General features: G+C 60.6%; 22 protein-coding genes and 1 tRNA gene. 9 read left to right on the forward strand and 14 right to left on the reverse strand.

Annotation, left to right across the window (positions count from 1 at the left end):
- The first annotated feature begins 169 nt into the window (after nucleotides 1-169).
- The 6 genes from KF757_12470 (at nucleotide 170) to KF757_12495 (ending at nucleotide 7285) form a co-directional block, all read left to right on the forward strand.
- Nucleotides 170-1441: a DUF1080 domain-containing protein gene (locus KF757_12470; GenBank protein MBX3323793.1), complete on the forward strand. Its 1272-nt coding sequence runs from the start codon at nucleotides 170-172 to the stop codon at nucleotides 1439-1441.
- 53 nt (nucleotides 1442-1494) lie between these two features.
- Nucleotides 1495-2847: a nucleoside permease gene (locus KF757_12475; GenBank protein ID MBX3323794.1), complete on the forward strand. Its 1353-nt coding sequence runs from the start codon at nucleotides 1495-1497 to the stop codon at nucleotides 2845-2847.
- A 148-nt stretch (nucleotides 2848-2995) separates the two neighbouring features.
- Nucleotides 2996-4324: a Gfo/Idh/MocA family oxidoreductase gene (locus tag KF757_12480; GenBank protein MBX3323795.1), complete on the forward strand. Its 1329-nt coding sequence runs from the start codon at nucleotides 2996-2998 to the stop codon at nucleotides 4322-4324.
- A 10-nt stretch (nucleotides 4325-4334) separates the two neighbouring features.
- Nucleotides 4335-5249 carry an FAD:protein FMN transferase gene (locus tag KF757_12485; GenBank protein MBX3323796.1) on the forward strand — a complete coding sequence of 305 codons (915 nt, stop codon included), beginning with the start codon at nucleotides 4335-4337 and terminating at the stop codon, nucleotides 5247-5249.
- 5 nt (nucleotides 5250-5254) lie between these two features.
- Nucleotides 5255-6487 (forward strand): Gfo/Idh/MocA family oxidoreductase, encoded by a 1233-nt coding sequence (locus tag KF757_12490; protein MBX3323797.1) that lies wholly within the window; start codon nucleotides 5255-5257, stop codon nucleotides 6485-6487.
- Between the two features lie 27 nt (nucleotides 6488-6514).
- Nucleotides 6515-7285, forward strand: coding sequence for a hypothetical protein (locus KF757_12495; GenBank protein ID MBX3323798.1), 771 nt, complete (start codon nucleotides 6515-6517; stop codon nucleotides 7283-7285).
- Here KF757_12495 and KF757_12500 read toward each other — a convergent pair.
- From KF757_12500 to KF757_12530, 7 genes are all read right to left on the reverse strand, one after another.
- Nucleotides 7276-8547, reverse strand: a complete 1272-nt coding sequence (locus KF757_12500) for a competence/damage-inducible protein A (GenBank protein MBX3323799.1) — start codon at nucleotides 8545-8547, stop codon at nucleotides 7276-7278. The two genes, KF757_12495 and KF757_12500, sit on opposite strands and share 10 nt — an antisense overlap.
- A 12-nt stretch (nucleotides 8548-8559) precedes the next feature.
- Nucleotides 8560-8994 (reverse strand): hypothetical protein, encoded by a 435-nt coding sequence (locus KF757_12505; protein MBX3323800.1) that lies wholly within the window; start codon nucleotides 8992-8994, stop codon nucleotides 8560-8562.
- Nucleotides 8995-9066: 72 nt separating this feature from the next.
- Entirely contained in the window at nucleotides 9067-10113 is a 1047-nt protein-coding gene (gap, locus tag KF757_12510; protein MBX3323801.1) for a type I glyceraldehyde-3-phosphate dehydrogenase, read from the reverse strand.
- A gap of 497 nt (nucleotides 10114-10610) precedes the next feature.
- Entirely contained in the window at nucleotides 10611-11000 is a 390-nt protein-coding gene (locus KF757_12515; GenBank protein MBX3323802.1) for a response regulator, read from the reverse strand.
- A gap of 26 nt (nucleotides 11001-11026) precedes the next feature.
- Entirely contained in the window at nucleotides 11027-11434 is a 408-nt protein-coding gene (locus tag KF757_12520) for a response regulator (GenBank protein ID MBX3323803.1), read from the reverse strand.
- Nucleotides 11431-11829 (reverse strand): response regulator, encoded by a 399-nt coding sequence (locus KF757_12525; GenBank protein MBX3323804.1) that lies wholly within the window; start codon nucleotides 11827-11829, stop codon nucleotides 11431-11433. Before KF757_12525 ends, KF757_12520 begins: the two co-directional genes overlap by 4 nt.
- Nucleotides 11819-13918, reverse strand: a complete 2100-nt coding sequence (locus tag KF757_12530) for a PAS domain S-box protein (protein MBX3323805.1) — start codon at nucleotides 13916-13918, stop codon at nucleotides 11819-11821. Before KF757_12530 ends, KF757_12525 begins: the two co-directional genes overlap by 11 nt.
- A 500-nt stretch (nucleotides 13919-14418) precedes the next feature.
- Here KF757_12530 and KF757_12535 point away from each other — a divergent pair, with 500 nt between their 5' ends.
- Together KF757_12535 and KF757_12540 are read left to right on the forward strand one after the other, a co-directional pair.
- Nucleotides 14419-15822 carry a DEAD/DEAH box helicase gene (locus tag KF757_12535; GenBank protein ID MBX3323806.1) on the forward strand — a complete coding sequence of 468 codons (1404 nt, stop codon included), beginning with the start codon at nucleotides 14419-14421 and terminating at the stop codon, nucleotides 15820-15822.
- 148 nt (nucleotides 15823-15970) lie between these two features.
- Complete coding sequence (locus KF757_12540; protein MBX3323807.1) at nucleotides 15971-16288, forward strand: hypothetical protein; 318 nt, start codon at nucleotides 15971-15973, stop codon at nucleotides 16286-16288.
- A gap of 72 nt (nucleotides 16289-16360) precedes the next feature.
- Here KF757_12540 and KF757_12545 read toward each other — a convergent pair whose 3' ends face one another.
- The 7 genes from KF757_12545 to KF757_12575 all read right to left on the reverse strand — a co-directional run bounded on the left by KF757_12545 (nucleotide 16361) and on the right by KF757_12575 (nucleotide 25893).
- Nucleotides 16361-17107: a hypothetical protein gene (locus KF757_12545; GenBank protein ID MBX3323808.1), complete on the reverse strand. Its 747-nt coding sequence runs from the start codon at nucleotides 17105-17107 to the stop codon at nucleotides 16361-16363.
- A 174-nt stretch (nucleotides 17108-17281) separates the two neighbouring features.
- Nucleotides 17282-19105 (reverse strand): aspartate--tRNA ligase, encoded by a 1824-nt coding sequence (gene aspS, locus KF757_12550; GenBank protein ID MBX3323809.1) that lies wholly within the window; start codon nucleotides 19103-19105, stop codon nucleotides 17282-17284.
- Between the two features lie 97 nt (nucleotides 19106-19202).
- The gene (locus KF757_12555; GenBank protein ID MBX3323810.1) at nucleotides 19203-20735 is read right to left on the reverse strand and encodes an SRPBCC domain-containing protein; all 1533 of its coding nucleotides are present in this window, start codon (nucleotides 20733-20735) and stop codon (nucleotides 19203-19205) included.
- Between the two features lie 8 nt (nucleotides 20736-20743).
- Nucleotides 20744-20941 carry a hypothetical protein gene (locus KF757_12560; protein ID MBX3323811.1) on the reverse strand — a complete coding sequence of 66 codons (198 nt, stop codon included), beginning with the start codon at nucleotides 20939-20941 and terminating at the stop codon, nucleotides 20744-20746.
- A gap of 16 nt (nucleotides 20942-20957) precedes the next feature.
- Nucleotides 20958-22055 carry a pyruvate dehydrogenase (acetyl-transferring) E1 component subunit alpha gene (gene pdhA, locus KF757_12565; protein MBX3323812.1) on the reverse strand — a complete coding sequence of 366 codons (1098 nt, stop codon included), beginning with the start codon at nucleotides 22053-22055 and terminating at the stop codon, nucleotides 20958-20960.
- Nucleotides 22056-22195: 140 nt separating this feature from the next.
- Nucleotides 22196-24415, reverse strand: coding sequence for a S41 family peptidase (locus KF757_12570; protein MBX3323813.1), 2220 nt, complete (start codon nucleotides 24413-24415; stop codon nucleotides 22196-22198).
- A 215-nt stretch (nucleotides 24416-24630) separates the two neighbouring features.
- Complete coding sequence (locus tag KF757_12575; GenBank protein ID MBX3323814.1) at nucleotides 24631-25893, reverse strand: hypothetical protein; 1263 nt, start codon at nucleotides 25891-25893, stop codon at nucleotides 24631-24633.
- Between the two features lie 25 nt (nucleotides 25894-25918).
- Between KF757_12575 and KF757_12580 the strand changes: the two genes are divergently transcribed.
- Nucleotides 25919-25992: transfer RNA gene (locus KF757_12580), tRNA-Arg, on the forward strand.
- Nucleotides 25993-26136: the final 144 nt, after the last annotated feature.

Genomic DNA, 26136 nt, shown 5'->3' on the forward strand with positions numbered 1-26136 from the left:
GGCAGACGCAGCGGACTTAAAATCCGCGTCCCTGAAAGGGGAGTGTGGGTTCGAGTCCCACCTGGCCCATTGGCTGAGCATCAGGCACGGCAAAAACAGAACGCCGGTTCAGGAGCAATCTGGTACACTCCGCGCAGGGCTTTGCTCAAGCCTCGGGGAGGACGTTGCGATGATGCGAAACTGGATGCGGCTAATTCTTACCGCTGCCTTGGGGTTGGCGATCGGTCTGCCAAGCGATGCGGGTTCTGCCACAGGCGATGGCGAGGCGCTGGCGGGGCGATGGATCGATCCGAGTCACATCTGGAAGCCTTTGTTTGACGGCCAGAGCCTCAAAGGCTGGGTGCAGGTGGGCGAGGAAGGAGCCTGGGCGGTGCAGGACGGGGAGATCGTCGTGGCCAAGCCCGGCAAGGGCTGGTGGCTGCGGACGGCCAAGATGTACCGCGATGTGGATCTGAGGCTGGAGTTCTGGCTGCCTCCGGGTGCGAACAGCGGGGTGGGGATTCGGGGTTCGAGTGTGGGCGATCCGGCGTTTACGGGGTTCGAGGTTCAGGTATTTGATTCGTTTGGCAAAGAGCCGACGGTGCAACATTGCGGCGCGGTGTACAACGCGATCGCGCCGACGAAGCAGGCGGTCAAGCCGGCGGGCGAATGGAACTCGATGCGGATTCGGGTGGTGCGCGACACGCTGGATGTGTGGCTCAATGGCGAGCAGATTCACACTGCCCAGAAACTCGATGAGCGCGGGCATCATCATCGGGTTGAGGACGCGATGCCGCTGAAGGATCGCCTGACGACGGGGTATATTGCGCTTCAGGATCACGGGCACGCGGTGCGGTATCGGAAGATCGAGGTGCGGGATCTGTCGCCGGACCCGGAACCGGAAGGGCTCGATGGCGGGGGCTATGAGTCATTGTTCAACGGGCGCGACACGAGCGGGTGGTTCAAGACGGGGATTGCACGGTGGGAAGTGGTGGAGGGGACGCTGGTGGGGCGTGACGGCCCGGGGCACCTGTTCAGCGAACGGGAGTTTGGCGATTTCGAGTTGCGGGCGCTGGTGAAGGTGAACAGGCGGGGCAACAGCGGGATCTACTTCAGAACGGTGCCGAACGCGCAGAACCGCGATTCGTGGCCGACGGGCTATGAGGCGCAGGTGGATAACCACGACCCGAGGAATTTTACGGGGAGTGTGTACAACAAGGCGTGGCCTAAGGCAACGTTGCCGGTCACGCGCGATGACGCGTGGTTTGACTACCGGATTTTAGCGATAGGGAATCGGATTCAGACGTGGATCAACGGCGTGGCGATGGTGGATGCGGAGTTGGAAGAGTTCTCGCGTGGGCATATTGCGCTGCAGGGCCACCACCCGGGGAACGAAATCATGTATCGTGATGTGCGGATTCGGGAGATAGTGCCTGCGAGCGCAGAGCCGAAGGCCGAATGAGCGATCAATAGGGCGCACGGGCGTGCGCTGAGCAGAAGAAGGGTACGTCAGGCATGAGTGAACCAGCGTTGGGCAAGGGCGGTCTGATCGGGATGCGGCTGAGCATCATGATGTTTCTGCAGTTTTTTCTGTGGGGGGCGTGGTATGTGACGATGGGGCCTTACTTGGCCAACTTGAAGATGGAAGGATCGTTCATCGGTTCGGCGTATTCGCTGGGACCGATTGCGGCGATCTTCAGCCCGTTTTTCCTGGGCATGATTGCGGACCGGTTCTTTCCGACAGAGCGTGTGCTGGGTGTGATGCACGTGCTGGGCGGGGTGCTGCTGATGGCGGCACCACTGGCGATGGAGCGGAGCCCAAACTTGTTTCTTGCGGCGGTTCTGCTGCACATGCTGTGCTACATGCCGACGCTGGGGCTTACCAATACGCTGGCGTTTCACAACATGACGAATCAGGAGAAGCAGTTCCCGCTGATTCGGGTGTGGGGGACGATTGGATGGATTGTGGCGGGGCTGACAATCTCGCGGCTTGGGTTCGACACCGATGCGCGGATGTTCTATGTGGCGGGTGGTTCGGGCGTGTTGCTGGGGCTGTACAGTTTTTCGTTGCCTCATACGCCACCACCGGCCAAGGGGACGGCGTTTTCGGTGCGCGATGCGTTGGGGCTTGATGCATTGTCGATGCTCAAGGATCGTTCGTTTGCGGTGTTTGTCTTGTGCTCGTTTCTGATCTGCATTCCGCTGGCGGCGTACTACGCATTTGCGGGGCAGTATGTGGGGGAAACGGGTTTCAGGCAGATCGCGACGACAATGACGCTGGGGCAGATGTCCGAGATTTTCTTCATGATTGTGATGCCGCTGTTCTTTGTGCGGCTTGGTGTGAAATGGATGCTGCTGGTGGGCATGGGTGCGTGGGTATTGCGGTATGTGTTCTTTGCCCAGGCGGCGGATGAGCAGGTGCGGTGGATGGTGTTGGCGGGCATTATTCTGCACGGGATCTGCTATGACTTCTTCTTTGTGACCGGGCAGATCTATGTGGATAAGCGGGCGAGCAAGAAGATCCGCGGAGCTGCGCAGGGGTTCCTGGTACTCATCACACAGGGTCTCGGGATGCTGATCGGTGCGAAGGCATCGGGCCGATTGGTTGACCTGTATAAGGCCGACGATTTTGACCTGCTGGTGACGCAGGCCAAGGCGTTGCGTGAACAGGCCACGGAACTCGCCAAGGGCGGGAATGTGCCGGAGGTGGATCGGTTGTGGGCGGAATCGTCGCGGTTGTATATGCAGGCGACAGATTGGCAGAGTGTGTGGATGGCCCCTGCGATCTTTGCGGGGGTTGTGATGGTGGTGTTCTTCCTGTTTTTCAGTGGAAAGCCTTTGAAGGAGGGATCTGGTGGAGAGGGGTAGTCTCCCGGGTGGTGTGATTCGACAGCCTGGAGCAGAGATTTGGGTTGAGCGGGGCTGAGAATCGGATATGCTGGTGTTTGGCTGCGGGTCGAAGCCGCAGGAACCTATGGGATCTCGTGCCAGCAGGCACGATGCGGAGTGCATGAGAATGTCTGAGCAACGAGTGTCTGAGCAGTCGAGAAGAAGTTTCCTTGGTCAAGCCGTCGCGGTTGCGGGGGTTGCAGCGATCGCGGGTTCGGCTGCTGCGAGCAACCGTGCGGGCAAGCCGGCGTTCGTGGCGGAGCGGTCGAAGAAGAAGGCTGTGAGGCTGGCGCCGGGCGAGACGATTCGCATGGCGGTCATCGGCACGGGCGGCATGGGCACGGGGCATTGCCAGAGCACGATGGCGATGGCCAAGCGTGGCGAAGAGAACGTGCAGATTGTCGCGCTTGCGGATGTGAACCAGGTGCGCATGGCCGACGCACACCGTCGGTGCGAGAGCGAACAGGGCATTACGGTCGATCAGTACACGGACTATCGCAAACTGCTGGAACGCGATGACATTCATGGTGTGCTGGTGGCCAGCCCCGAGCATTGGCACGGCAAGCACTGCACCGACGCGCTGATGGCGGGCAAGGATGTCTACTGCGAGAAGCCGATGACGCTGCGTCTTGAAGAGGGTCTGGCGCTGCGCGAAGTGGTGCTGAAGAATCCGGACCGGATCTTCTGCGTCGGCACACAGAAGATCATCCTGCCCAAGTACATCGAAGCGCGTCGCCTGATCAAGGAAGGTGCGATCGGCAAGCCGACGATGAGCCAGACGAGTTATTGCCGCAACTCGAAAGACGGGGAGTGGTTGTACTACGGGCTGGATCCAAAGTGGCAGCCCGGGGTGAACATGGACTGGGAAGCGTGGCTGGGCGATTTGCCCAAGCGGCCCTGGAGCCCCGAGATCTACGCCCGGTGGCGCCGGTACAAGGACTTCTCGACCGGCATCGTGGGCGATCTGCTGGTGCACGAGATCACGCCTCTGATCATGGCGCTTGATTCGGGCTGGCCGACGCGGGTGTGCGCTTCGGGCGGGCACTACGTCGACAAGAAGATGGAGAATCACGACACGGTGAATCTGAACGTGGAGTTCGAGGACGGGCACACGATGATCATCGCGGGTTCGACTGCCAATGAGGTCGGGCTTGAGACGCTGATTCGCGGGCACAAGGGGAATATGTTCCTCAACAGCCGGCATGTCGTGATTCGCCCCGAGCGGCTGTATGTCGATGACATCGATGCGCGGACGGTCGAATGCGCGGACATCGGCAACGATCAGGAGAAACTGCGTCTGAACTGGTGGCAGTGCATGCGCAACCGCGAGCCGGCCATCAGCAACGTGGAACTGGCCACCAAGGTCATGGTCGCGGTGGATCTTGCGACACGGTCGATGTGGGATGGTGCGGCATACGGATTCGACCCTGAGACGATGCGCGCTCGCAAGCTCTGAGATCGACCCTATGGAGAGCGTGAACGTCCGTCTGGCGACGCACGCGATGGGGACCCGCTTTGAACTCGTCCTGAACGGTCAGGACGAGTCTTTTTTGCGCGCGGTCGGTGAAGAGGCGATTGCGGAGATTCAAGAGCAGCATGCGAGGCTGAGTGTTTTCGATCGGGGCAGTCTGCTGTCGCGGGTCAATGCACTCGGGGCGGAGCGGTGGGTCGAGATTGATCGCGATCTGCTGGAGTTGCTGATGCTGTGCCGACGGGTGTGGGAGGAGTCGGATGGGGCGTTTGATCCGGCTGTCGGAGGGCTGATGCGACGGTGGGGGTTTCGGGGAGAAGTGGGGCCAGCGGCTGGGGCAGTGGCTGGTGGGTTCGAGTCGGTCGAGATCGACGAGGCGAACAGCAGCGTGAAGCTCGGAGCGGGGGTGGAGCTGGACCTTGGGGGCGTGGCCAAGGGGTATGCGCTCGATCGGGTGTGGGAGCGGATGCGGGCGCTGGGGGTGGAGCGGGGGATCATTCACGGGGGGACGAGCACGGTGGTCGCGATCGGGTCGCCTCCGGGGGTGGGGGCGTGGCGAGTGCAGGTGCCTTCTGGAGCGAGCGAGGCGGGGTTGCTGGATGTGCATTTGCGGGATGGTGCGTTGTCAGTGTCGTCGCCGAGCGGGCGGGAGAGAGTTGAGGATGGGTTGATGGTCGGGCATGTGATGGATGTCCGTTGCGGGAAGCCTGCGCGAGGGGCACGGGCGGCGGCGGTGGCAGGGGCATCGGCAGCCGAGGCCGACGCCTGGGCGACGGCATTGGTGGTTCTCGGGCAGAGGCCGCATAGGATGCCCGTAAATCTGTCGAGCGCGATCGCGGGAGATGGTTGCTGGAAGGTCGAGCAGCAAGACGCAGTGTTCGTGACGAATGGGACTCAAGACGGAAGGTGAACGGCATGTTTGAATCGGATCGTCGGACATTTCTTGGTCAGACCGCCGGCCTGGCAGCTTTTGCGCTGATGCCTAAGAGTCTGTATGCGTTTGGATTTTCGGGTGCGGCGGTGCGTGTGGCGATCATCGGTGCGGGGCGGCAGGGCCGGGCCATCATCGGTGAACTTGCGAAGATTGATGGGGTGGAGATCGCGGCGCTGTGTGACGTGGATTCAACGCGACTCGATGCGGGTCTGAGGCGGACGCGCGGCGCCATCGGCTACGCGGCGCACGAGGCACTGCTCGACAAGGCTGATACCTTTGACGCGGTGTTCATCGCGACGCCGACGCATCTGCATCGCAAGCCAGTTGAGGATTGCATCGCGGCGGGCAAGCATGTGTATTGCGATGGGCCTCTGGCCTCGACGATCGAAGATGCGGCTGCGATCGCGCGTGCGGCGCGGTCGGCGGGGACGGTGTTTCAGTCGGGCATGCAGGGGCGGTCGAATCCGGTGTACACGCTGGCGCGATCGTTCTTCCGGTCCGATTCGGTGCGCGATCTGGTGAGCATTCACGCGCAGCAGAACCGCAAGGCGTCGTGGCGCGTGCCGGCCGACAGCCCGGATCGCGACCGCGCGCTCAACTGGCGGCTCGACCCTGACGTGACGCTCGGTCTGGCTGGCGAACTGGGCACGCAGCAGATCGATACGGTGTGCTGGTTCACGGGGAAGTATCCGGTGTCGGTGCGCGGGCTCGGTTCGGTGCGGCTGCACCGCGACGGGCGCGAAGTCGCGGACACGATCAGTTGCCAACTGGCGTTCGAGGATGGCGCTGTGATGACGTATGACGCGACGCTGGCCAACTCGTATGGCGGGACGTTCGAGACGCTGTTCGGGACCAATGCTGCGATCAAGCTTGCGGGAACGCACGCGTGGATGTTCAAGGAGGCCGACGCCCCGACACAGGGGTGGGAGGTTTATGCGAATCGCCAGCAGTTCCACAATGATGAGGGCATCACGCTGATCGCGGGCGCTACGCAGTTGGCGTCGCAGGGCAAGTTGCAGGAAGGCATCGGTCTGCCGCACGCTCCGCTGTATTATGCGGTGGGCGACTTTCTCAAGAGTGTGGCGAGCGGGGCGAATGTCGCGTGCTCGGCTGAGGAAGGCTATCGCGCGACGGTTGTGGGCATCAAGGCGGCGCAGGCGGTCGCGACCGGGCAGACGGTTTCGATTGCCGAGAGCGATCTGCGGGTGAGCTAATCGGTTTGGGAATGCAAGGGGACGCGGATGGCCAAGCCGGCGTTGCGACTGAGGGATTTCGGGGTTGGCGTGCGTTTGGCGCTGACGCTGCTGGCACTGCTGGTGGTGTTCGGGTGCGCGGCGTCGGGCCTGTACATGAAGAAGTTTCAGGAGAATCGCGACGAGAGGCCTGGATTTACGTTCGATGACATTCGAGCGCACTATCACGGCCTGACGACGTATCCACCGATGCTCAAGGCGCTCGAGAGCGGGCACCCGCCGGAGTTGCCCCAGCGCGAGCGCGACGCCTTGATCTCCTGGCTCAAGAGTGACAGGCTTGCACAGGATTACGACAACTTTGACCTGGGCGATCTGGCGCCCGAAGAGATCATCGTCGGTAACTGTGTGTCGTGTCATGCGCGCAGCGCGACCGGACCGGATGCGATGCCGAAGATGTCGCTTGAGTATTTCGACGATGTGCGGGCGCTGTCGATCTCGCGCACGATCAAGCCGGTCGATGAGAAGATTCTGTATGCGAGTCTGCACACGCATGTGCTGGGGCTGGCGTCATTGACGATTGTGGTGCTTGGTTTGCTGGCGCTGACGCGGTTGCCGGGCGTGATCGTGGGTTTGGTGAGTGTGGTGACGGCAGTGGGGCTGTGTGCAGATCTGGGGGCGTGGGTGCCGGCGCGGCAGCACGCGGTGCTGGTCGAGGTGATTCTTGTTGGCGGGATTGCGTATCAGATCGGGCTGGTGGCGGCACTGGTGCTGGTGGTGTGCGATCTGTGGTGGCCCAAGGCGCGTGCGAGTCAGGCCTGAGTCTGTTCAAAGAGCATCGGCGTCGCCACGTCATCGAGGCGCAGCCGCACGATCGCCAGTGCCGTTGCAGCGGCCCAGGTTCGCACACTTGTGCGGTCGCCGGGGAACCTGAATCGGCGCACGTCGGTTGGCAAGTTTTCTGAGGCCAGCGCGAACCATACGGTGCCGACGGGTTTTGCTTCGCTGCCGCCTTCGGGTCCGGCGATGCCGGTGACGGCGACGGCGTGGGTTGCGCCAAGTCGCGAGCGGGTGCCTTCGGCCATGGCGATGGCGCACGCGCAGCTGACGGCGCCGTGCTCGGCGATGATGGCGGGCTCGACACCGGCCAGTGCGGTCTTGAGCTCGTTGGTGTAGGTCACGAGTCCGCCGAGGTATGTTGCGCTTGCGCCTGCGATGTCGGTCAGCGCGCTGCCGACGAGTCCGCCCGTGCAGCTCTCGACCGTCGCGAGAGTTTCACTGCGTTTGCGCAGGCGCGTAACGATGTGTTCGGCCAGCGAGACGTCGCGCGCGAAGACGAAATCGCCCAGCGCGCTGCGTACGAGCTGCTCAGTCTGGTCGAGCGCGGCCTCATCGAGTCCGGTCGCCCGCAGGCGCACGCTCACGACGCCCTGGCTTGCGGTGGTGCCGACCAGCGGGTTGCGGGTGCGGTCCATGAGGCTTGCGAGTTGCTCGGCCACGGCGCTTTCCCCCAGCCCAAAGGTCGAGAGCACGCGGCACCTGATTGTGCCGATGCCGGCGGCCAGCGGCGTGAGGACCCGCTCGAACATCGGCTTCATCTCGCGCGGCGGGCCGGGCAGGCAGGAGATGCGGCAATCGCCGATCGTGGCGGCCAGTCCGGGCGCTGTGCCGTGTGGGTTGTCGATCATGGCGGCGCCGGCGGGCCTCAGGGCCTGCACGCGGTTGGTGGCGGGCATGCGTCGGCCGCGCCCGGTGTACCAGGCTTCGATCGCGGCGAGTGCGGCGTCGTCGGTGATAAGTGTTTGGCCCATCGCGTCGGCCAGTGCGTGCCGCGTGAGATCATCGGCGGTGGGGCCGAGCCCCCCGGTGACGATCAGCAGGCTCGCGTCGCGTGTCAGGCGTGTGATGGCGGCGGCGATGGTCGCTTGATCGTCAGCCAGCGTCACATGCTCGCGCACTATGAAACCGAGTTCAGTCAGGCGGGCTGCGATCCACTGCGTGTTGGTGTCGAGGGTCTGGCCCAGGATCAGTTCGTCGCCGATGGCCAGAACAGCAGCGGTTTGCGTGGCGCTGGGGTGATGCATGGCGGGCAACGGCTACCCTGCGACCTCGACTTCGACGGACACGTTGTCGCGTTTACCGACCTCGACGAACTTGCCCAGAAGTGCCATGCGTTCGGTCATGCTCGCGACGCGGCCGCGCACGCGGATGATGGCCGCGCCGTCTTCGGTGGCGCCCGATTCGATGACGACGTTTGCGAAGCGAGGGTCATTTGCGATGGCGGCGTTGGCCTTGTCGATCCATTGCTGATCGGTGCCGCGATGCTCGGCGATGCGGACCGCCTCGCTGGGGCCGCTACCGCCTGTGAGCCGGGGTAGCCAGACCAGCAAGAAGACGACGAGGAGCACGAGGCCGATGCCGCCGCCGAGGATGATCGTCTTGCCCTTGCCTGAGCCCTTGACATCGTCCATCTTGTATTTCAGGTTCGTTCCGACATCGCCGAGTTTGTACTTCAGGTCATTCAGGCCCATCGCGCTGCTCCGTGCTGTGCAGGCCCGGCGCGTGCCGTCGGGCCTGCGTCGGGTGAGTGAGTCGATCGGAATTTACGCGTCCTTGCCCGCCATGAAGCGCAGCATGTCGAGGCAGCGGTGGGCGTAGCCCGCTTCGTTGTCGTACCACGAGACGATCTTGAAGAATCGGTCGTTGAGTTCGATGCCGGCCTTGGCGTCGTAGATGCTGCTGTGGGCATCGCCGATGAAATCGCTCGACACGACTTCTTCTTCGGTGTAGGCCAGCACGCCCTTCATCGGCCCGCTGGCGGCGGCCTTCATGGCGGCGTTGATGTCGGTCATGCTCGTCGGTCGGCTGGTGCGGAAGGTCAGATCGACGCACGAAACATCGGCGGTGGGCACGCGGAAACTCATGCCCGTCAGTTTGCCCTTGACCGGCGGGATGCACAGGCCCACGGCTTTGGCGGCGCCGGTGCTGGCGGGGATGATGTTCATGTAGGCGTTGCGACCGCCGCGCCAGTCCTTCTTCGATGGTCCATCCTGCGTGGGCTGGGTCGCGGTGGCGGCGTGGACGGTGGTCATCAGGCCTTCCTCGAAGCCGAAGGTGTCGAGGATGACTTTGGTGATGGGTGCCAGGCAGTTGGTGGTGCAGCTGGCGTTGGAGACGATCACATCGGTCTTGGGGTCGTACTGCTCGTGATTAACCTTGTAGCACAGGGTCTTGACGGTGTCGGTGCTCTTGGTCGGGGCGCTGATGAGCACACGCTTGGCGCCCTTGCCCGCGGGGCCTGAGGCGATGTGCTTGGCCGCGCCGTCGTAGTCGGTGAAGAGACCGGTTGATTCAAGGACGTAATCGACGCCCATGTCGCCCCAGGGGATGTTGGTCGGGTCGCGCTCGGCGAGCGTGCGCGTGGTGCGGCCGTTGACGGTGAACGAGCCTTCGGCGGCCTCGACGCTGGCGGGTTTGCCGCCGATGGTGAAGCGGCCGTGCATGGTGTCGTACTTGAGCAGATACGCCAGGTTGTCGGAGGGGACTAGATCGTTGACAGCGACGACTTCGACATCGCCCTGCTGGCAGGCGGCGCGATAGACGAGGCGACCGATGCGACCGAAGCCATTGATTCCGATGCGGGTGGGCATGAGAGACATTGACCTTTCGTTATGGCCGCGGGCGGCGGCACAGGGCGGTGCGAGCAAAGCGGGCCGAACCCCCGGCCCGGGCGTGATTGTAGGGGCGGTTCGTTCGTGCCACCAAGATGACCTGTCCCCATCAAACCGGTCCAGGTTCGGGTGCTGTTTCTGAATCTGGGCTACGGAGGATACATTGTTGGAAACGCAGAGTTCGAGTGCGGAGCAGATCGTTCCAAAGGTGCGTGCTACCGACGTGGCGAGTTTCAAGAGGCTGCCGAGCGATGCGACGATGGCCTAAAGGCTGGCACTCGAGAATCAGCGGCTCAATTGCCAACGGCTCGATATTCACGAGACGCTCAGTTTGATAAATCACCGCTCGTCGACCACCCACGTCACCCTTGTGCTTTGCATCGCGTAGCGCCAAGCGATGGCTGGGTGTATACGCTCCAGATCGCCTGGTTCGCACTCTTTCCGGTCTAGACCTCGACCCTGCCTTGCGACACCGATCACAAAGCCGGGCATGGTCTCGGCGCATCGAGGGCCGCACCGATGGTCGAGAGCAGTTCGCTTGTGTCGAACGGCTTGTAGATCAGCGCGAAGGCCTGGTGCGCTCGCGCGATCTGTGCAACGCGTTCCGAGCGTTCACCTGTCAGGTAGATCACCGGAACACCTTTGAGGTGGACCATTTTCTCCACGCGGTCCTGGACTGTGAAGCCGTCGCCCGCAGGCATGTTGATATCGAGAATCATAACATCCGGCCACTTGCGGCGAGCCTGATCCACGGCCTGATACGAATCCTGCACACACAAAACCTCAAATCCCTCGGCCCGCAAACGAACAGCGAGTGAGTGAAGAAAACTCTGGTCGTCATCTGCCAGCAGAATTTTATGTGCCATAGCATGGTCCTCCTGTTCAATAATTGTTAATCACTTGTGCGACTCGATGCTGCAACAGCAAGTTCTGTGTCTGCAATCGCAGATGCCACAAGCCTTACAAGTTCTTCGGTCACAAATGGCTTGTGCAGAAACAAGATGTCGCGCACATGCCGCAGTTGCTTACGATACGCGTCCTTGAAGCCACTGATGAGAATGATCGGAATCACCGAAACGCGCCGAATGCTCTCAGCCAGCGCAACGCCATCACCCTGAGGCATGTTCAGATCAGAAATGATGAGATCCGGGGGGTCGGCATCAAATCGAGCGAGCGCTTGCGAGCCGCAGTTGGCCGTCGTGCAGCGATAACCGTTTGCGCTGAGCCGTGCTGCCAGTGCAGTTACAACCGCTGGGTCATTGTCGACGATGAGAATGTGTTTCGAGTTCAATGTGCTCATGATGATTCTCCATATGAAAGTACGCTCTTCCTGCTGATGGCTCTCTTCAAACAGGCAATGAGAAGTTCGGGGTCATATGGCTTGCAGAAGAAGCCGGCAGTTCCGAGCACTCGCGCCTCCTGCCGCACGGTGTCTTGCACATTTGCGGTCAGAATGATGACAGGTATGATGCCAAGGCTTGGTTCGAGACGCATTCGACGCAGGACTTCAAATCCGTCAATGTCCGGCATACGCAAGTCGAGCAGGATTGCGTCCGGAAGCAACTTGCGTGCAGCCTCGATGCCACTGAACCCATCGGACGCAGTGTGCATTTCGAAGCCCGCAGCACCGAGCCGGGCAGAGAGTGCCCTCGCAATCATCCATTCATCATCGATGATGAGAACTTTATGAGACATGAATCTGCTCCCCGATAATCATGTTCTTGACATCCTCAAACCCGCGCTCGAGCTGATATTTGAAACTCCAATGCCCCAGCATTTCAATTCTGAGTGGAGCCAGGTCGATCTGGTTCTCGCTCATGAGTTGAGATCGTGTTCGGCGGAGTCTGTCGGTCCACGCCTCGGCAGACTTCGTGCGCCCAATGATCCAGAATGCCGTCGGAGGCTGCTCTGTGCTGGCGTCGCATTGATCGAGCACAATCGGATAGATCAAGTCGGTAGCGTACGTGACTGACGCAAGAAATGACTGAGGCTCATCGGGCTCGCTGTTGCCGATTGGGCACTCGACTTCAGCCCTGAGCACCGCAATTTCTTCTCCCGTGTTCTCACTTGTCCGAATGGTCCTGAGGTAGTGTTCGAGCACCGACTCGGGCTGATTGATTGGAAGCGTGAAGTAGAATGTTGCTCCCTCGCCCTTCTCGCTTCGGACGGATAGTGAACCCAAATTCAGCCAGGCGAGTTCCTGTGCGATGCTAAGCCCCAGGCCAAAGCCTTTTGCAGCAACTGTTCGCGATGTGGACACCTGCTGGAATCGACCGAACAATCGATCCATCTCTTCGGGCGTCAGACCGGGGCCGTGATCGGTTACCGAAATCATGACTTCATCAGGTTGCTCAGAGCACGATGCCCCCAGAATGATCGACGCTCGTTCGGGCGAGAACTTGATCGCATTGGTCATGAGATTCCCGACCACACGGCGAATTTTCTCCTCATCTGCAAAGACGAGAGGCAGACAAGGATCGATGCGCTCTTCGATTACGATCGACCGTGCTGAAGCCTTGTTAGAAAGGACAGATCGGCCTGACGTCAGTATTTTTGCGACATCATGAGCCCTTCTATCCACGCGAAGACGGCCGGCCCGCAACTTGCTCGAATCCAGCAGGTCCTCGACCATGTGATTCAAATCCATCACCGCGCCGTCCATGATCTTCAGATACGACGCCTGCTCCGGAGTGACGGGGCCGGCGAGTCCATCGGCAATGATCGAAGCGAACTCCTTGATGACCGACAGCGGTGTACGAAACTCGTGCGAGACGTCGTCCACCACGCGGTGCGCTCGCTCGGCCATGACCGACAGTTCCACGTTTTGCCGTTCGATGATTGCCAGCGAATTCTTGAGACGTGCCTGCGACTCTCGTTCAATTGTGATGTCGCGATTAACTCCGACGACAGAAGTGGGTCTGCCGCGGTCATTGAGTCGAACCAGGTCAGCAGCCTGAATGACCCGCGTCGTGCCGTCGGGTCGGCGAATACGAAACTCACGTTCGCTTCGTCCGCCTCGCGCAATTGTGTCGTGCAGTATCGCTTCCTGCGTGGCCAGATCATCAGGATCCAAAGTAGCAGTCCAGGTCGCATACTCGACTAATCCGTCGGGCGACGGCGCGAGGCCATAGATCTCGAACATCTTCGTATCCCAGTGCACCAGCCCAGAGTTCAAGTCCCAGTCCCAGACGCCAAGGTTTCCAATCTGCACGGCCTGACTCAGTCGGCTGGAGGTTTCGTGCAGCGAGAGTTCTCCACGTTTGCGGGGGGTGATGTCATTACGAATCGACACGATCGATTCAAGTTTTCCATCCGCGTCCGAGAATGGGGCAATGATGCTGTCAACCCAGTAGAGAGAACCATCCTTGGCTCGATTGCAGACTTCTCCGCGCCAAGGCTTGCCCGCCATGATTGTGCGCCACATCGTCGACCAGAACTTCTTGTCGTGATATCCGGAGTTGATCAAGCGATGATCTTGCCCGATGAGTTCCTTGCGTGAGTATCCACTGATCGCGCAGAACGCGTTGTTGACTTTGATAATCTTGCCTTTTGCATCAGTCACCGAAACAATCGAGTGTTTCTCAAGTGACTTGCTCAACGCTTCGAAGTCGCGCTGAGCGTGTTCGAACTTGGCATGCTCGCTTGCCGCCTTCACAGCGCAGCTTGTTTCGTAGCTCTCCGACTCAGTCGCAGGGGCAGTTTGGTCGTGTGAAGTGTGCTCGGTGTGCGTGTTGCGAGTCTTGCGGATTCCAGAGTTCATGAACAAGTGCTTGGGGGTACTCATGGCCTATGTTCTCCAGCAGGCAACATTGCCTTGCCGATCCGGGTATCGGCACGCGTGGATGCAGGCTTGAATCAACCCGAGTCTTCATTTTCGAAGTGTGATTGCACACAACCCCCAAAAATCATGACAAACCACTACATTCGCTTGCGTAGTGCAAGCGTCTAATTGGACGGTTGTGTCCGCATCGAACGCGCGTCACTCTTCAATTTCGCGGGCACACAGTGATCCGACTTGCGTGAAACCACCAGACACCTTGGCATCGCGTGCCCCCGCCACCGGTGCCGGAGATCTTCGCCCATGCAATCGAACAAATCGTACTAATTGGACTTCCAGACTCGCCGAACCTATTCTTCCAGCGAATCCGTGGATGATCGGGGCCACCCACACAGCAGATTCACTACCGGCGGCTTGTTGGGGACGCGATGTGCGTCCAGAGGCACTCCGGCAACTTCCACACACGCCGGAACGCCCGATCCATCCGGATATCAAGGTTCAAAAGCATGAGTTTCATTGATCTGGGGCTGTCAGAGCCCATCGTTCGCGCTGTCGCTGCCGAAGGCTACACCGCGCCTACTCCCATTCAGGCACAGGCCATTCCGCATGCGCTCGCAGGTCGCGACGTGCTCGGCTGTGCCCAGACCGGCACCGGCAAGACCTGTGCCTTCGCGCTTCCGATCCTCCAAAGACTCACACCAGAGCCTCGCGATGGTGAGCGACAGGGTGGTCGCAAGCCAATGCACGGCGGACGCGCGCCGCGTGCTCTCATTCTCGCCCCAACACGCGAACTCGCTTCGCAGATTCTCGAAAGTTTCATCGCTTATGGCCGAGGCTTGCCGCTGCGCCACACCGCCATCTTCGGCGGGGTGAGCCAGTCCCGGCAAGTCGCCGCAATGCGAGGCGGGGTCGATGTCGTCATCGCGACGCCCGGCCGCCTGCTCGACCTGATCAATCAGGGCTGCGTCGATCTGCGCTCGATCGAGGTTCTCGTTCTCGACGAGGCCGACCGCATGCTCGACATGGGCTTCATTAATGACATTCGCAAGATCGTGGCGATGGTCCCCAAGGAACGCCAGACACTCCTTTTTTCAGCCACGGTGTCGCCCGAGATTCGCTCGCTCGTCGATTCGATGCTGCGCGATCCGGTGCACGTCCAGACCGCTCGCGAATCGGCCACAGCCGACATGGTCACGCAAAGTGTCTACATGATCGAACGCGCCAAGAAGCCCCTGCTTCTCGAACACCTGCTTCGCCAAGGCGATGTTGGCCGCACGCTCGTCTTCACCCGCACCAAACACGGGGCCGATCGTCTCGTCAAGTTTCTTCATGGCGCAGGCATCAACGCCGAGGCGATCCACGGCAACAAATCACAGAACGCCCGCACACGCGCCATGCAGGGCTTTCGCAATGGCGCGACTCGCGTCCTTGTCGCCACTGATATCGCATCGCGCGGCATCGACGTCGACGACATCACGCATGTCGTCAACTTCGATATGCCAATCGACGCCGAGACGTATGTCCACCGCATCGGACGCACTGCTCGCGCTGGCGCCAGTGGCATCGCAGTATCCTTCTGCGACCGCGACGAAAAGGGCGTTCTCGGGGCCATCGAACGCCGCACGCAGATCCGCCTCACCGTTGCACGTGATTTTCCTGACTTTGCAGCCCTGATCGCAAGCCGTCCGCCGCGCATCCAACCCGCCGCTCCAATCACCCAGGAACGCGCACCACGCCAGAACGCTTCAAAGTCAGGCGGTCCGCGCCGAGTGCGCAACAGCCGGCCACCCAATGACGCAGGGCATACTGACGCTTCCGGAAACTCTCGCCCGTCGGGCATGACCGGCGCGCAGCAACGCACCCGCCGCCGCAAGCCTCATCGCGGGCAAACCAACGCTTCGCATTCCTGACACATTCGCCGCAATGTGCGGCTCACTGGACTTCAACGCGGGGCCGGCTTTCGAAAGAAAGGCGGCCCTGTTCGTTCTCACTGCTCCCGAGCCGTACCAACTGCACTTTGTCTACACTCGGATCATCCCGCTCTCTCGGAGGTTGCTCATGCTCGCACGTCGGCTGCTTGCAATGGCCTGTCTGTTGATCGTCCTCGCAGCCGCTGCATGGCTTGTTGCCGGATGGAGTAATCTCTTCGGCTGGCCTGCCAATCGCGATCTTGTGGTCATCGCCATCTCGCCCGACACAGTGCTGCATTACGCCGACGGCATGCCTCAGTCCCTGGGCGGCTCATACATGTGGGCTGGTCCACACACCGGCCAATGGCTCGTTCGATACGGCATCCCGCTCGCCTTGATCGTCGGATTCGCCCTTGTTCCGGTGTGGCAGTTGTTCAAAAGTCCGCCGACGCGCGACTCTCGCTGAGTGTGGATCGTCTGCTCGGCTTCGTCCTTGCTCAGCTCTGTTTTCGTGCTTCTCAACGTACTTGTTGCGAAATCATGACACCGGAGGGTTCTGGGTCGTGGAATTGACAATCACATGAGAATCTGCGCTGCTTGTCTGTGATTTAGCTGCGGTGTTATGCGCAATTAACTCGAGCACCTTTTCCGGATTGATGCTCGCGGTGATCCACTTGTTTTCGCCAGCTGTCGTCATCGCGTTGCGCAGCGTAATGCCATCAACATCAAGGTTGGTGAGCATGCGAGCCAGATATTTGTGGACGCGCCCTGTCGAAAGTCGGCGGTGCAGATGTGTTGACGAGTCGCGACAAAACCCGCGGATGTGCCAACCAATCTGGTATAACCAGATACACAGCACTGCAGTTGACAGAATATTGACTGAGATCGTCGAAGCAGGGGTGGGAAGGCTTGCGGCCGCAATCCCGATCACCACTCCGCCGACCAATCCACTCAACGCAAGGGAAATTCCAAGAACCATTAGTCGACTCACCCATGATTGGGGCAACGGCGACCCATCTGTCGGGACATGCTGCCGATAGTTCGCATGTCGAAATGCGTTGAGAATCATGTGCCAACGAGATTCACTCGACATCAGGTCCACATGCGCATTGCGATAAGCATCGGCCAGAGCGACTTCGACGTTGTCTTGACCGACCATACGAACCAACGCGTCATACGCGTCCTCGTGCTCGTGGGGTTGAAAACCTTGGCCAAAACCACGCTCAACAAGTAACTGATGATTGCACTTCGGGCACTGAAGCATGTCCGAATACGGCAGATCCACGGACTTGCCCAGAAGTCGCTTGACTTCGATGACGACGCGATACCGCTCATGCAGGACAGCATCCCGGCACACTGGACACGTAAATGGGCAGGAGCCCAGATATCGCCATCTGAATCGTTGCACGGGCACATCATAGGGTACCAGCCCATGGGCCGGTTACACCTGTTCGCCTGCTCAGCCTGTCGGATCCCACGTCGAAACGACGTGCAGTTCCTTCAGCTGCGCAATATCCACAGCGTTCGGAGCCTGGCTCATCAGGTCCGCACCTGTCTGGGTCTTCGGGAATGCAATCACGTCGCGAATGTTGTCCGTCCCGCACAGGTGCATGACAATGCGATCGAGCCCGAACGCGATCCCGCCGTGTGGCGGAGCACCGAAACTCAGCGCATCGAGCAGAAAACTGAACTTCTGCTTGGCTTCGTCCTTGCTCAGACCCAGCAGGCTGAAGACCTGGCTTTGCACGTCCTGCCGATGAATACGAATGCTCCCGCCCCCGATCTCCGACCCGTTGCAGATCATGTCATAACCGTCCGACACGATCGACTCGACCAGATCGATATTGGCCTGGCTGTGATCCTCAGGATCAAGAGCCATCAACTTCTCAACCTGATCGGCCCGCGGCGCGGTAAAGGGGTGATGCAGCGCATAAAAACGCCCGCTCTTCTCGTCGAACTCGAACATCGGGAAGTCGACAACCCACAGAAAATTCCACTGCCCTTCAGGGATCAGCCCAAGATCGCGTGCGATTTTCTGTCGCAACTCCCCGAGCACCTTCGAGCACACCGCATAGGTGTCCGCTCCGAAGAGGAGCATATCGCCGGGCTGCGCGCCCGTGCGTTCGATCAGCGCACCCGCAATCGGCTCGATGAACTTACCGATACCCGCTTCAAGTCCCGTCGCAGTCACTTTCGTGATCGGCACACCCCCGGCACCAAACTGCTTGACCCATTCGCTGTAGCCATCGGTGAGCTTGCGGGTCAGCTTCTCCGCCCCGCCCGGCACTCGAATGACCTTGACCACGCCGCGATGCTTGGCCAGCGCGCCCGTAAAAACCTTGAAGTCCGTTGTTCCCGCAAGGTCCGAGACATCCACCAGTTCAAGCCCGAATCGTGTGTCCGGGCGATCGATGCCATACCTGTCCATCGCATCGCGATAGGTCATGCGCTGCATCGTCGGCAACTTGACTCCCGCAGCCGTCTCCCACAGCCTCTTGGCAAATCCTTCCATCGTCTCCAGAACCAGATCACGATCGATGAACGACATCTCAAGGTCGATCTGCGTGAACTCCGCCTGCCGGTCGGCTCGCGGGTCTTCATCGCGAAAGCACCGCACAATCTGCAGATACCGGTCACATCCCGCCACCATCAGAATCTGCTTGAACAACTGTGGCGACTGCGGCAACGCATACCACTGCCCCGGCTGCAAACGCGACGGCACAAGAAAGTCACGCGCGCCCTCCGGCGTCGAACGACACAGCATCGGAGTCTCGATCTCCAGAAAACCCTGCTCGTCGAAGTAGTCGCGCGTCACCTTCGCCACTCGATGCCGCGTCGCAAGAATCTGCTGCATCCGAGGCCGCCGAAGATCGATGAACCGATTGCGCAGACGAATCTCCTCACCCGGAAGTTCGCCCTTGTCATCGTGCGGCAGAAATGGCGGATTGACAGTCTTCGAAAGAATCTGCACCTCCGCAACCACAACCTCAACGCGCCCCGTCGCAAGTTTCAGGTTCGGACCGCCGTCGCGCATGCGCACAACCCCGCGCGCTGCAACCACGTCCTCATTGCGCAGCTTGTCCGCGATGTCGAGAATGCTCTGGCTCGCGTCCTCGGTGTCGAACACCAGTTGCGTCAGGCCGTATCGGTCACGCAGATCGACGAAGATCAGCCCCAGGCCGTGATCTCGATAGGCGTTCACCCAGCCGGTGAGGGTGACGGTCTGCCCGACGTGTTCGTCGCGCAGCTGGCCGCAGGTGTGGGTGCGTCTCCACGTAGTCATGGTCGATCAATCCTTGGTGCTCGATGACTGCAGAAATTGGGCCGGTGAGTATAGCGGGCGCATCCGGGCGTCAAAACGTCCCACGCTTCAAAGGTTATCAGTCGCGCACACGCTCAAATTCCAGTTCAAGCAAGGGCTCCTCGTTGCCCGTTGCCGGCGACACCAGAATCATCCGGTACCGTTCCGCAGACAACAGAACCTGCCGCACGACAAAGTGCTGCTCTTCACCCCCAGCCGTGCGCACACGCCAATCCCATGTGAACACCTCTCCCGAGAGTGTAATCGTCCCGCGAGCAACGTCCCCGAGTTCATCGATCGTGATGAACCGCGCTTCCTCAGTTCCCGGTTCCAGAAAAACCATCGACACCTGATGGTCTTTCAGCCGCAGCCCCCCAGTCCCCATCGCCGAACGACCAATCAGCGAAAACCCGTCAGGCCCGCGCTCCACCACGTTGCGAATCCGAACCGACTCGCCCTCAGGCCCGGTTGTCACGGCCTCCCAGACTCCGATGAACGACCGCATGCGCGTAAGGAGCGCCCGACCCGTCAAGGTCGGTTCTGTCGAGGGTGCCACCACTCGCTCCTCAGGCCTCGCTGTAGTTGTCGTCGCCGGGTCTCTGCGCACCGCCGCCGGTGCTGTCACAGGCTGCTGCTCCTCTCCAAGCAAGCGCGACATCGACCGCAACTGCTCCCGACCCTGCCCCTCAAAGAAGCGATATGTGCGGTCCCACTCTTCGCCTTCTCCCCAGCCAAAAGTGGTGCGCACCACGCGCGTCCTTCGCCCGCCATCAACAGCCTCAAGGCGCGTCACCGTCCAGGTGCGCTCCACCAGCCCGATGATGCGTTTGAGTTCGGGCGAGAGTTCGAGCCGAGTCGCAAGCATCTGATCAGGCTCGTACGCCATGACAAATTCCGTCCGCCTGTCACTTCCCGATGACTCCGCCCCGTACACAAACGACCCCCCAAACCGCAACTCACCCCTCACGGCTCCTCCCAGCCATCGAGCGATCCCATCGCGCGTCGTGAGCATCGGCCACACCTGCGCAGGTGTGGCATTCACCTCCACACTCTGGCTCAGCACCCGTCCCAAACCGGGCCCGGTCGCGATCAACTCATGCTCGCCCGCAAAACGCCGACGGAGCATCTCCAGCACATACCGATTCGCGCTATTGAAGAAAAACCACGCTTCCTCCCACTCCGCCCCTTCGCCCCAGCCAAGGGCAGCATGATGCACACGTGTCGTCGTCGCATCCAGTGGCTCAAGTCGCAGCACGGCCCAGGTGTTCGTCGCCGCTGCCACAGTCGGAAAGTCCGCCGGTGCCGTCGTCGTATACGCCAGCACCCGCTCGGGCTCGAACGCGATCACCGAGAGTTCGATCGTCCCCGCTTCACCGATCGCGCCTTGTGCGTTGGTTGCGAATCGCCCGCCCGGCTTGAGGTCGATCAGTGCCGACCGCGCCAGCCACGATTCGAGCCCCGCCTTCGTCGTCCACGCTGCCCACACCTCCGCAGCCGAGGCATCCACGACAATCTCGTGTCGAAGCACGCGTTCCTGCGCCAAGGCATTTGACGCACACACCACGAGCACACACGCAAAGGCCACAATTCGGAGCAGGGGATTGAGATTCATGCCAGATTCTACGAGCCGCCCGAACTCGTCGCACGCGTGTCGTCAGACTCCCGCGTCCAGTAAACGACCTCGGCGCCAATGCCCTCGCCTGCATTCCGCTGCTTCGAAACCTCGTCGCGACGCAGCATCATCAGAAAAACCACGCGCAGCAACAGCAATCCTACAAAGGCAACCGCCAGCAAGAACACGCCACCAGAAAAGGGCATGACCGAACCGCCTGACTCACATCAACGGATTCCGCACTCCGTGCCCAAACTCAGTATTCGGGCTCAGATTCTTCATCGGCAGGGCGTACACGTCGCTCGCCAGTTCCGCGTCAACATCCGGCACCGCCGATTCTTCCGCAAATACCAGCGACGCCTTCACACGCTCGCGGATCTCGTCCTGCATCGCGTTCCACTGGCTTTCGCTCAGGCATTCACGCGCGTTCATCAGATGGTCGGCCAGACTCGCAATCGAGTCGCGCCCCTTCCAATCCTCGACCTCTTCTTTCGTCCGGTACTTCTGCGGGTCCGACATCGAGTGGCCCTGATACCGATACGTCTTGAGATCCACAAATGCCGGCCTCTGAAGATCCCGACATTCATCCACAAGAGGCTTGAACTCGTTGTACACGTTGAGCACATCAAACCCGTCAATCTGCACACTCTTGATGCCATACGCCTGTCCGCGCGCCAGCAGGTTTCCCGAGTTCGCCGAGTGCCTGTGGATCGCCGTACCCATCGAGTATCCGTTATTCTCGATCACATAAATGACCGGGAGCGAGTACAAAGCCGCAAGATTCAACGCTTCATGAAACGCGCCTTGATCGATCGCCCCGTCCCCCAGATAGCACAGGCACACCTTCTTGGGTCCCGTTCCGAGCACTTCCCACTCATACCGCGCACCAAATGCCAGCCCGGCCCCGAGCGGCGTCTGCGCGCCCACGATCCCGTGCCCGCCAAACAAGTTGTTCGGTCGATCAAACATGTGCATCGACCCGCCCTTGCCCTTGGCGCACCCTGTGATCTTGCCGAACATCTCCGCCATGCAAGCCTCAGGGCTCATCCCGCGTGCCAGCGCGTGGCCGTGGTCCCGATACGCCGTCACGATCGGGTCCATCAGATCGGTACATGCGATCGTTCCGACTGCGCACGCTTCCTGTCCCGAATAAATGTGGCAGAACCCGCCGATTTTCGCCTGCTGATACGCCTGTGCCGTCCGGTTCTCAAACTCCCGAATTAACTGCATGTCGTACAGCCACTTGAGCAGCACAGCATGGTCCAGGCGGTCGGTCAGGCGATTACTCATGGGTTTGGAACTGGCAGTGGCGGTTGACATGCGATCGTCATTCCTTCATCGGTCAAAACCGGGGCCAACGCCGACGCACAGTCTGCGCAACAATAACCCCGCGGATTCCGAATTCGCACGGAGTGTAGGTGACCTCCTCCGTATCCGCCAACGGCCAGGAAAGAGAGGAATCAACCCCCGATTCGGCTCATTTTCGCCACGATCGCCGGTGCCTGCTGGCTTTGCAACAGCACCACCGCCGCCTCCAATTGCAGGTCCAGCCCCTCCGAGATCAGTCGATCCGGGTTTGGCATTTCCGCCGTCTCGATAATCTTCCCGTTCTCGTCCAGAGGCAGCACGTCCGCATCACGCCGAAGCACCAGCGCGTCGATGCTCTGCTGAGGCAACATCTCGATCGCCAGATCAGGCTTGATCCCATACTCCGACGCGCCCGGGCGGCGATGAATCATCTGGTTCCCACGCAACTTGTAATACTGCGTCGTCAACTTCATCAGCGTGTTGTCGTCGCCCTGGATCGGGAACACGTTCTGCACGCTTCCCTTGCCGAAACTCCGCTGCCCGACCACCAGCGCCCGGATCTTCCCCTCGCGGGCGTGCGCCTGAATCGCTCCAGACACGATCTCGCTCGCCGACGCCGACCCTTCATTGATCAACACGATCACCGGTATTTCTGAAAGATTCACTGCATTGGGCACGGCCCGTGCAACCTGCTCGTCGCGCGTCCGGTCCGTCCCGTCAACAGTCCTCACAATCAGCCCGTCATTGACGAACCGACTCGAAATACTCACCGCCTGCTCCAGCAGCCCGCCCGGATTGAACCTCAGGTCCAGAATCAGCCCCTGCAGGCCCTGCCGCTTCATCTCGCGCACCGCGCGGTCAAACTCCGTCGTCGTCTTCTCGCTGAACCCGGTCAGCCGCAAGTACCCCACACCGGCCTCGCGATCCACAAACCAGTCCCACGCGTCATCGCTCGCGCCCGTCTTCTTCCATCCCTTGACCGTCGGAAGGTCAATCACCTGGCGTACCAGTGGCACATCAATCGAAACCGCATCCCCCTCGGGCACTTGCCGTTCGATCGTCAGCGAGACCTTGGTCCCGCGTGGGCCCGTGATCACGTCCACCGCCTGGTCAAGCGTGAATCCAACCGTAGAGTTCCCGTTGACCTTCTTGATCAGATCGCCCGCTCTGATTCCCGCACGCTGCGCCGGAGATCCTTCCAGAGGCGTCACAACCTTGATGTTCTGCAGCTCGTCGAGCTGTATCGAGATACCCACCCCGACGAACTCGCCACGCGTCGAACGCTCGAACCGCGCCAACTCGTCCGGCCAGATGATGCCGCTGTACTGATCCAGAGCCTTCATCGCACCATTCCCGAACTCGTGCGCGATGGCAGCTGCAGGCAATCCGATCGTGTTCGTGTTGGCAACCATCATCGCCTCGACCGATTCGTACGCGTCGCGACGTGTGACTGTCCCGGCCTTGTTCGCAATGTTGTTCCGAGACGCTTTCACCCCAGTCAGAAACGCCTCGCGCTTGGCATCATCAGCAAGCGACGTGAACGCCCCATACAGCTCCGGCGTCGTCACGAACGCGATCACCGCGTCAAAACCCTTGACCAGCACCTCACGCATCGCCACGCCGTCAACATGGCTGTACGTCCGCGTCACCGCAGCAAGCACCGTCTGCATCCGAACGTTCGCAATCTTGTCATTCCACTGATCGCCCGTCGGGTTGTAATCCGGAAACGCCTCCTCGCCCGCCGCCAGCCGACGGTCGTTGCGCAACTGCCAGAACCGATCAGGCGCATACATCCGAATCATCGTCAGCCGTTGTTCGAGCGTGTCGCGCTCGTTCTTGTACCGCTCCTCGTTTTCGTACAGCAGCGACAGTCGAGCGAACAACTCATTGGCAATCAGCCAGTCGCTTTGTTCGAGCGCACGTTGCCCCGCAATTTCCGAAATCCTGATCAACTCTTCAATGCGAGGCTGCGCAAAGAACTCGTCCTTATTCGGCATCAGCAACTGCAACTCATTGGCCGCACGCAACGCTTCACTCAGTTTGACCGGATTCTCAGCCATCGCCATGTGCTCGTCGAGTTCCGCGCTCACTTTGGCAATCTGTTCGACTCGGGTCTGCTCCCGCTTGGCAAGGTTCGACTTGAACACTTCAATCGATGACCGCAGCCAATCGATCGACTCAATGTCACCTGTCACCACCGGGGCAAGGCGGGCCAGCAGTTCGCTCTCCCCGTCCTTCTCCGCTGCTCGCCACACCTGGCTTGACCACGCCTCGATGGCAACCGGTTCGCTCTGAGCCTGCGCAAACCCACCCACACCAGTCGACAAAAACACGATTCCCGCACTCAACCACCGATGTGTCACTCGCTTCATCTGTACTCCCGTCGGGTTGCAGCCTGCCGAACACTCAAGGCACGACCCATCTCTCTACGGACCAGACTCCCGAAAAGATCGACCCCCTCTACCGAGGGTGTTGAATCAGGTTCCGTACGAAGCCTCTCTTCGCATCATATCGGATCATCCTATTCGTGCGCTCATTTTCCGAACCAAACTCCGCCAGAAGAGACTCAACACTGACCTCTTCCAGCTTATTCGATCGTTTCTCCCCGCACAGCCCGACGAGAACGGAGAGCAACCACAAGTCCTAGAACGACCGCCACCAGCGCAACTGGGCCAACTATCGCCACAATGGCCAAGTCCAGATCCGGTGAATCCCTCCCAACAATCGACGCAGCGACCAGTCCGAATGCCGGACCACCCGCATACCCAAGTCCGATAAACGCTTCGTGTTTTCCACCATCATCGACACTCGCACCGCCGACCTCCATGCCGTAGTACAGCGAAGCCACATAAATCATCACTACACATATGCCGAACACCCCCAGTCCTGCAAAGAGCGTCACCAACCCAAGCGACCCAAATCGAGGCGAAAGCACTGCACACGCAAACCCCACGATCATCCCGACCCCGCCAACCAGAGGCAGCCACCACCGCCCATGCCAACCGTGCCAGCGTTCGAGTCCGATAAATGCCGCCAACCGCGCCACCAGCCAGGCCGAGAACACCGGTGCTTTCCACACCAGCGGCACACCAAGGTGCCCCAGAACTGCCGGGATCGCCGGGCCGATTGCTGAGATCAGCATGTACGCGGCTGGGAGAAGCACTCGTGTTGTGCGCAGAAGATCGGCGAAGTGAGGCGGCACCGCATGCGGGCTGTCGTCAAGGTGCTTGGGAGGCTCAGGCGGCAAGGGCCTAAGCAACAGGGCTGCCAGACCATGCGCAAGCCCAACCCAGAGAAGAACCGCCATCGGGCGTTCTGCGACAAACGGCGCGATCAGCCACATGGCTGCAATCACCGATGACGCCCACACAATGTTGAACCAACCTACAGCACTTCGGAGGCGCGCATTGCGCCGACCGCCACTGATATACCCCTCGACAATCGGCCAGAACGCTCCGGTCAGGACTCCAAAGACCAGCACCAGCACCCACAGGCTCCACGCAGGCGGGGGGTTTTTGATCCCGCCGCCCGCTACCGCCGGGATTGTGCATGCCGCGCCGATCACGACCAGCAGCCAACTCGCCACCTCCCGCGTCGTGAGTTTGGATCGGGCTGTGCGACGCCGAAGCATTGGCCCAACTCCCGCAGCCCCCGCGATGTACGCAACCCCCATCAGCAGGGCGACGAGCATATTGCCCGCCTTGCCATAGCCAAGTGCCGATTCGGTCAAGAAGAAAATACCATTAGTGACGGCTCCCGTACCAAGACTGGCCAGAAATGTCAGGCCAAGCCCCAGAGCGAGAGTTTTGTCAAGTCGGGCGGAAAGGGAGGGTGAGTTTGCCATAGCCAAGCAGCGATCGTAGAGTCACTCTTGAGCGCCCGTAGCTCAACTGGATAGAGCGTTGGCCTCCGAAGCCAAAGGTTCCGCGTTCGAATCGCGGCGGGCGTATTGTGGGCATCTTCGGGCCGTCGGCCCAGTCTCTCGGATCGACCCCACCGAATGATCGGACGTTGATCGACTGTGACCAGAGAGTTTCATTGGCTGCGGACCCGATGAACTTCGTATTCGTGTACCATGTAGGTATGTCCGACG

The sequence above is a fragment of the Phycisphaeraceae bacterium genome (assembly GCA_019636795.1).
Lineage (GTDB): Bacteria > Planctomycetota > Phycisphaerae > Phycisphaerales > UBA1924 > JAHBWW01.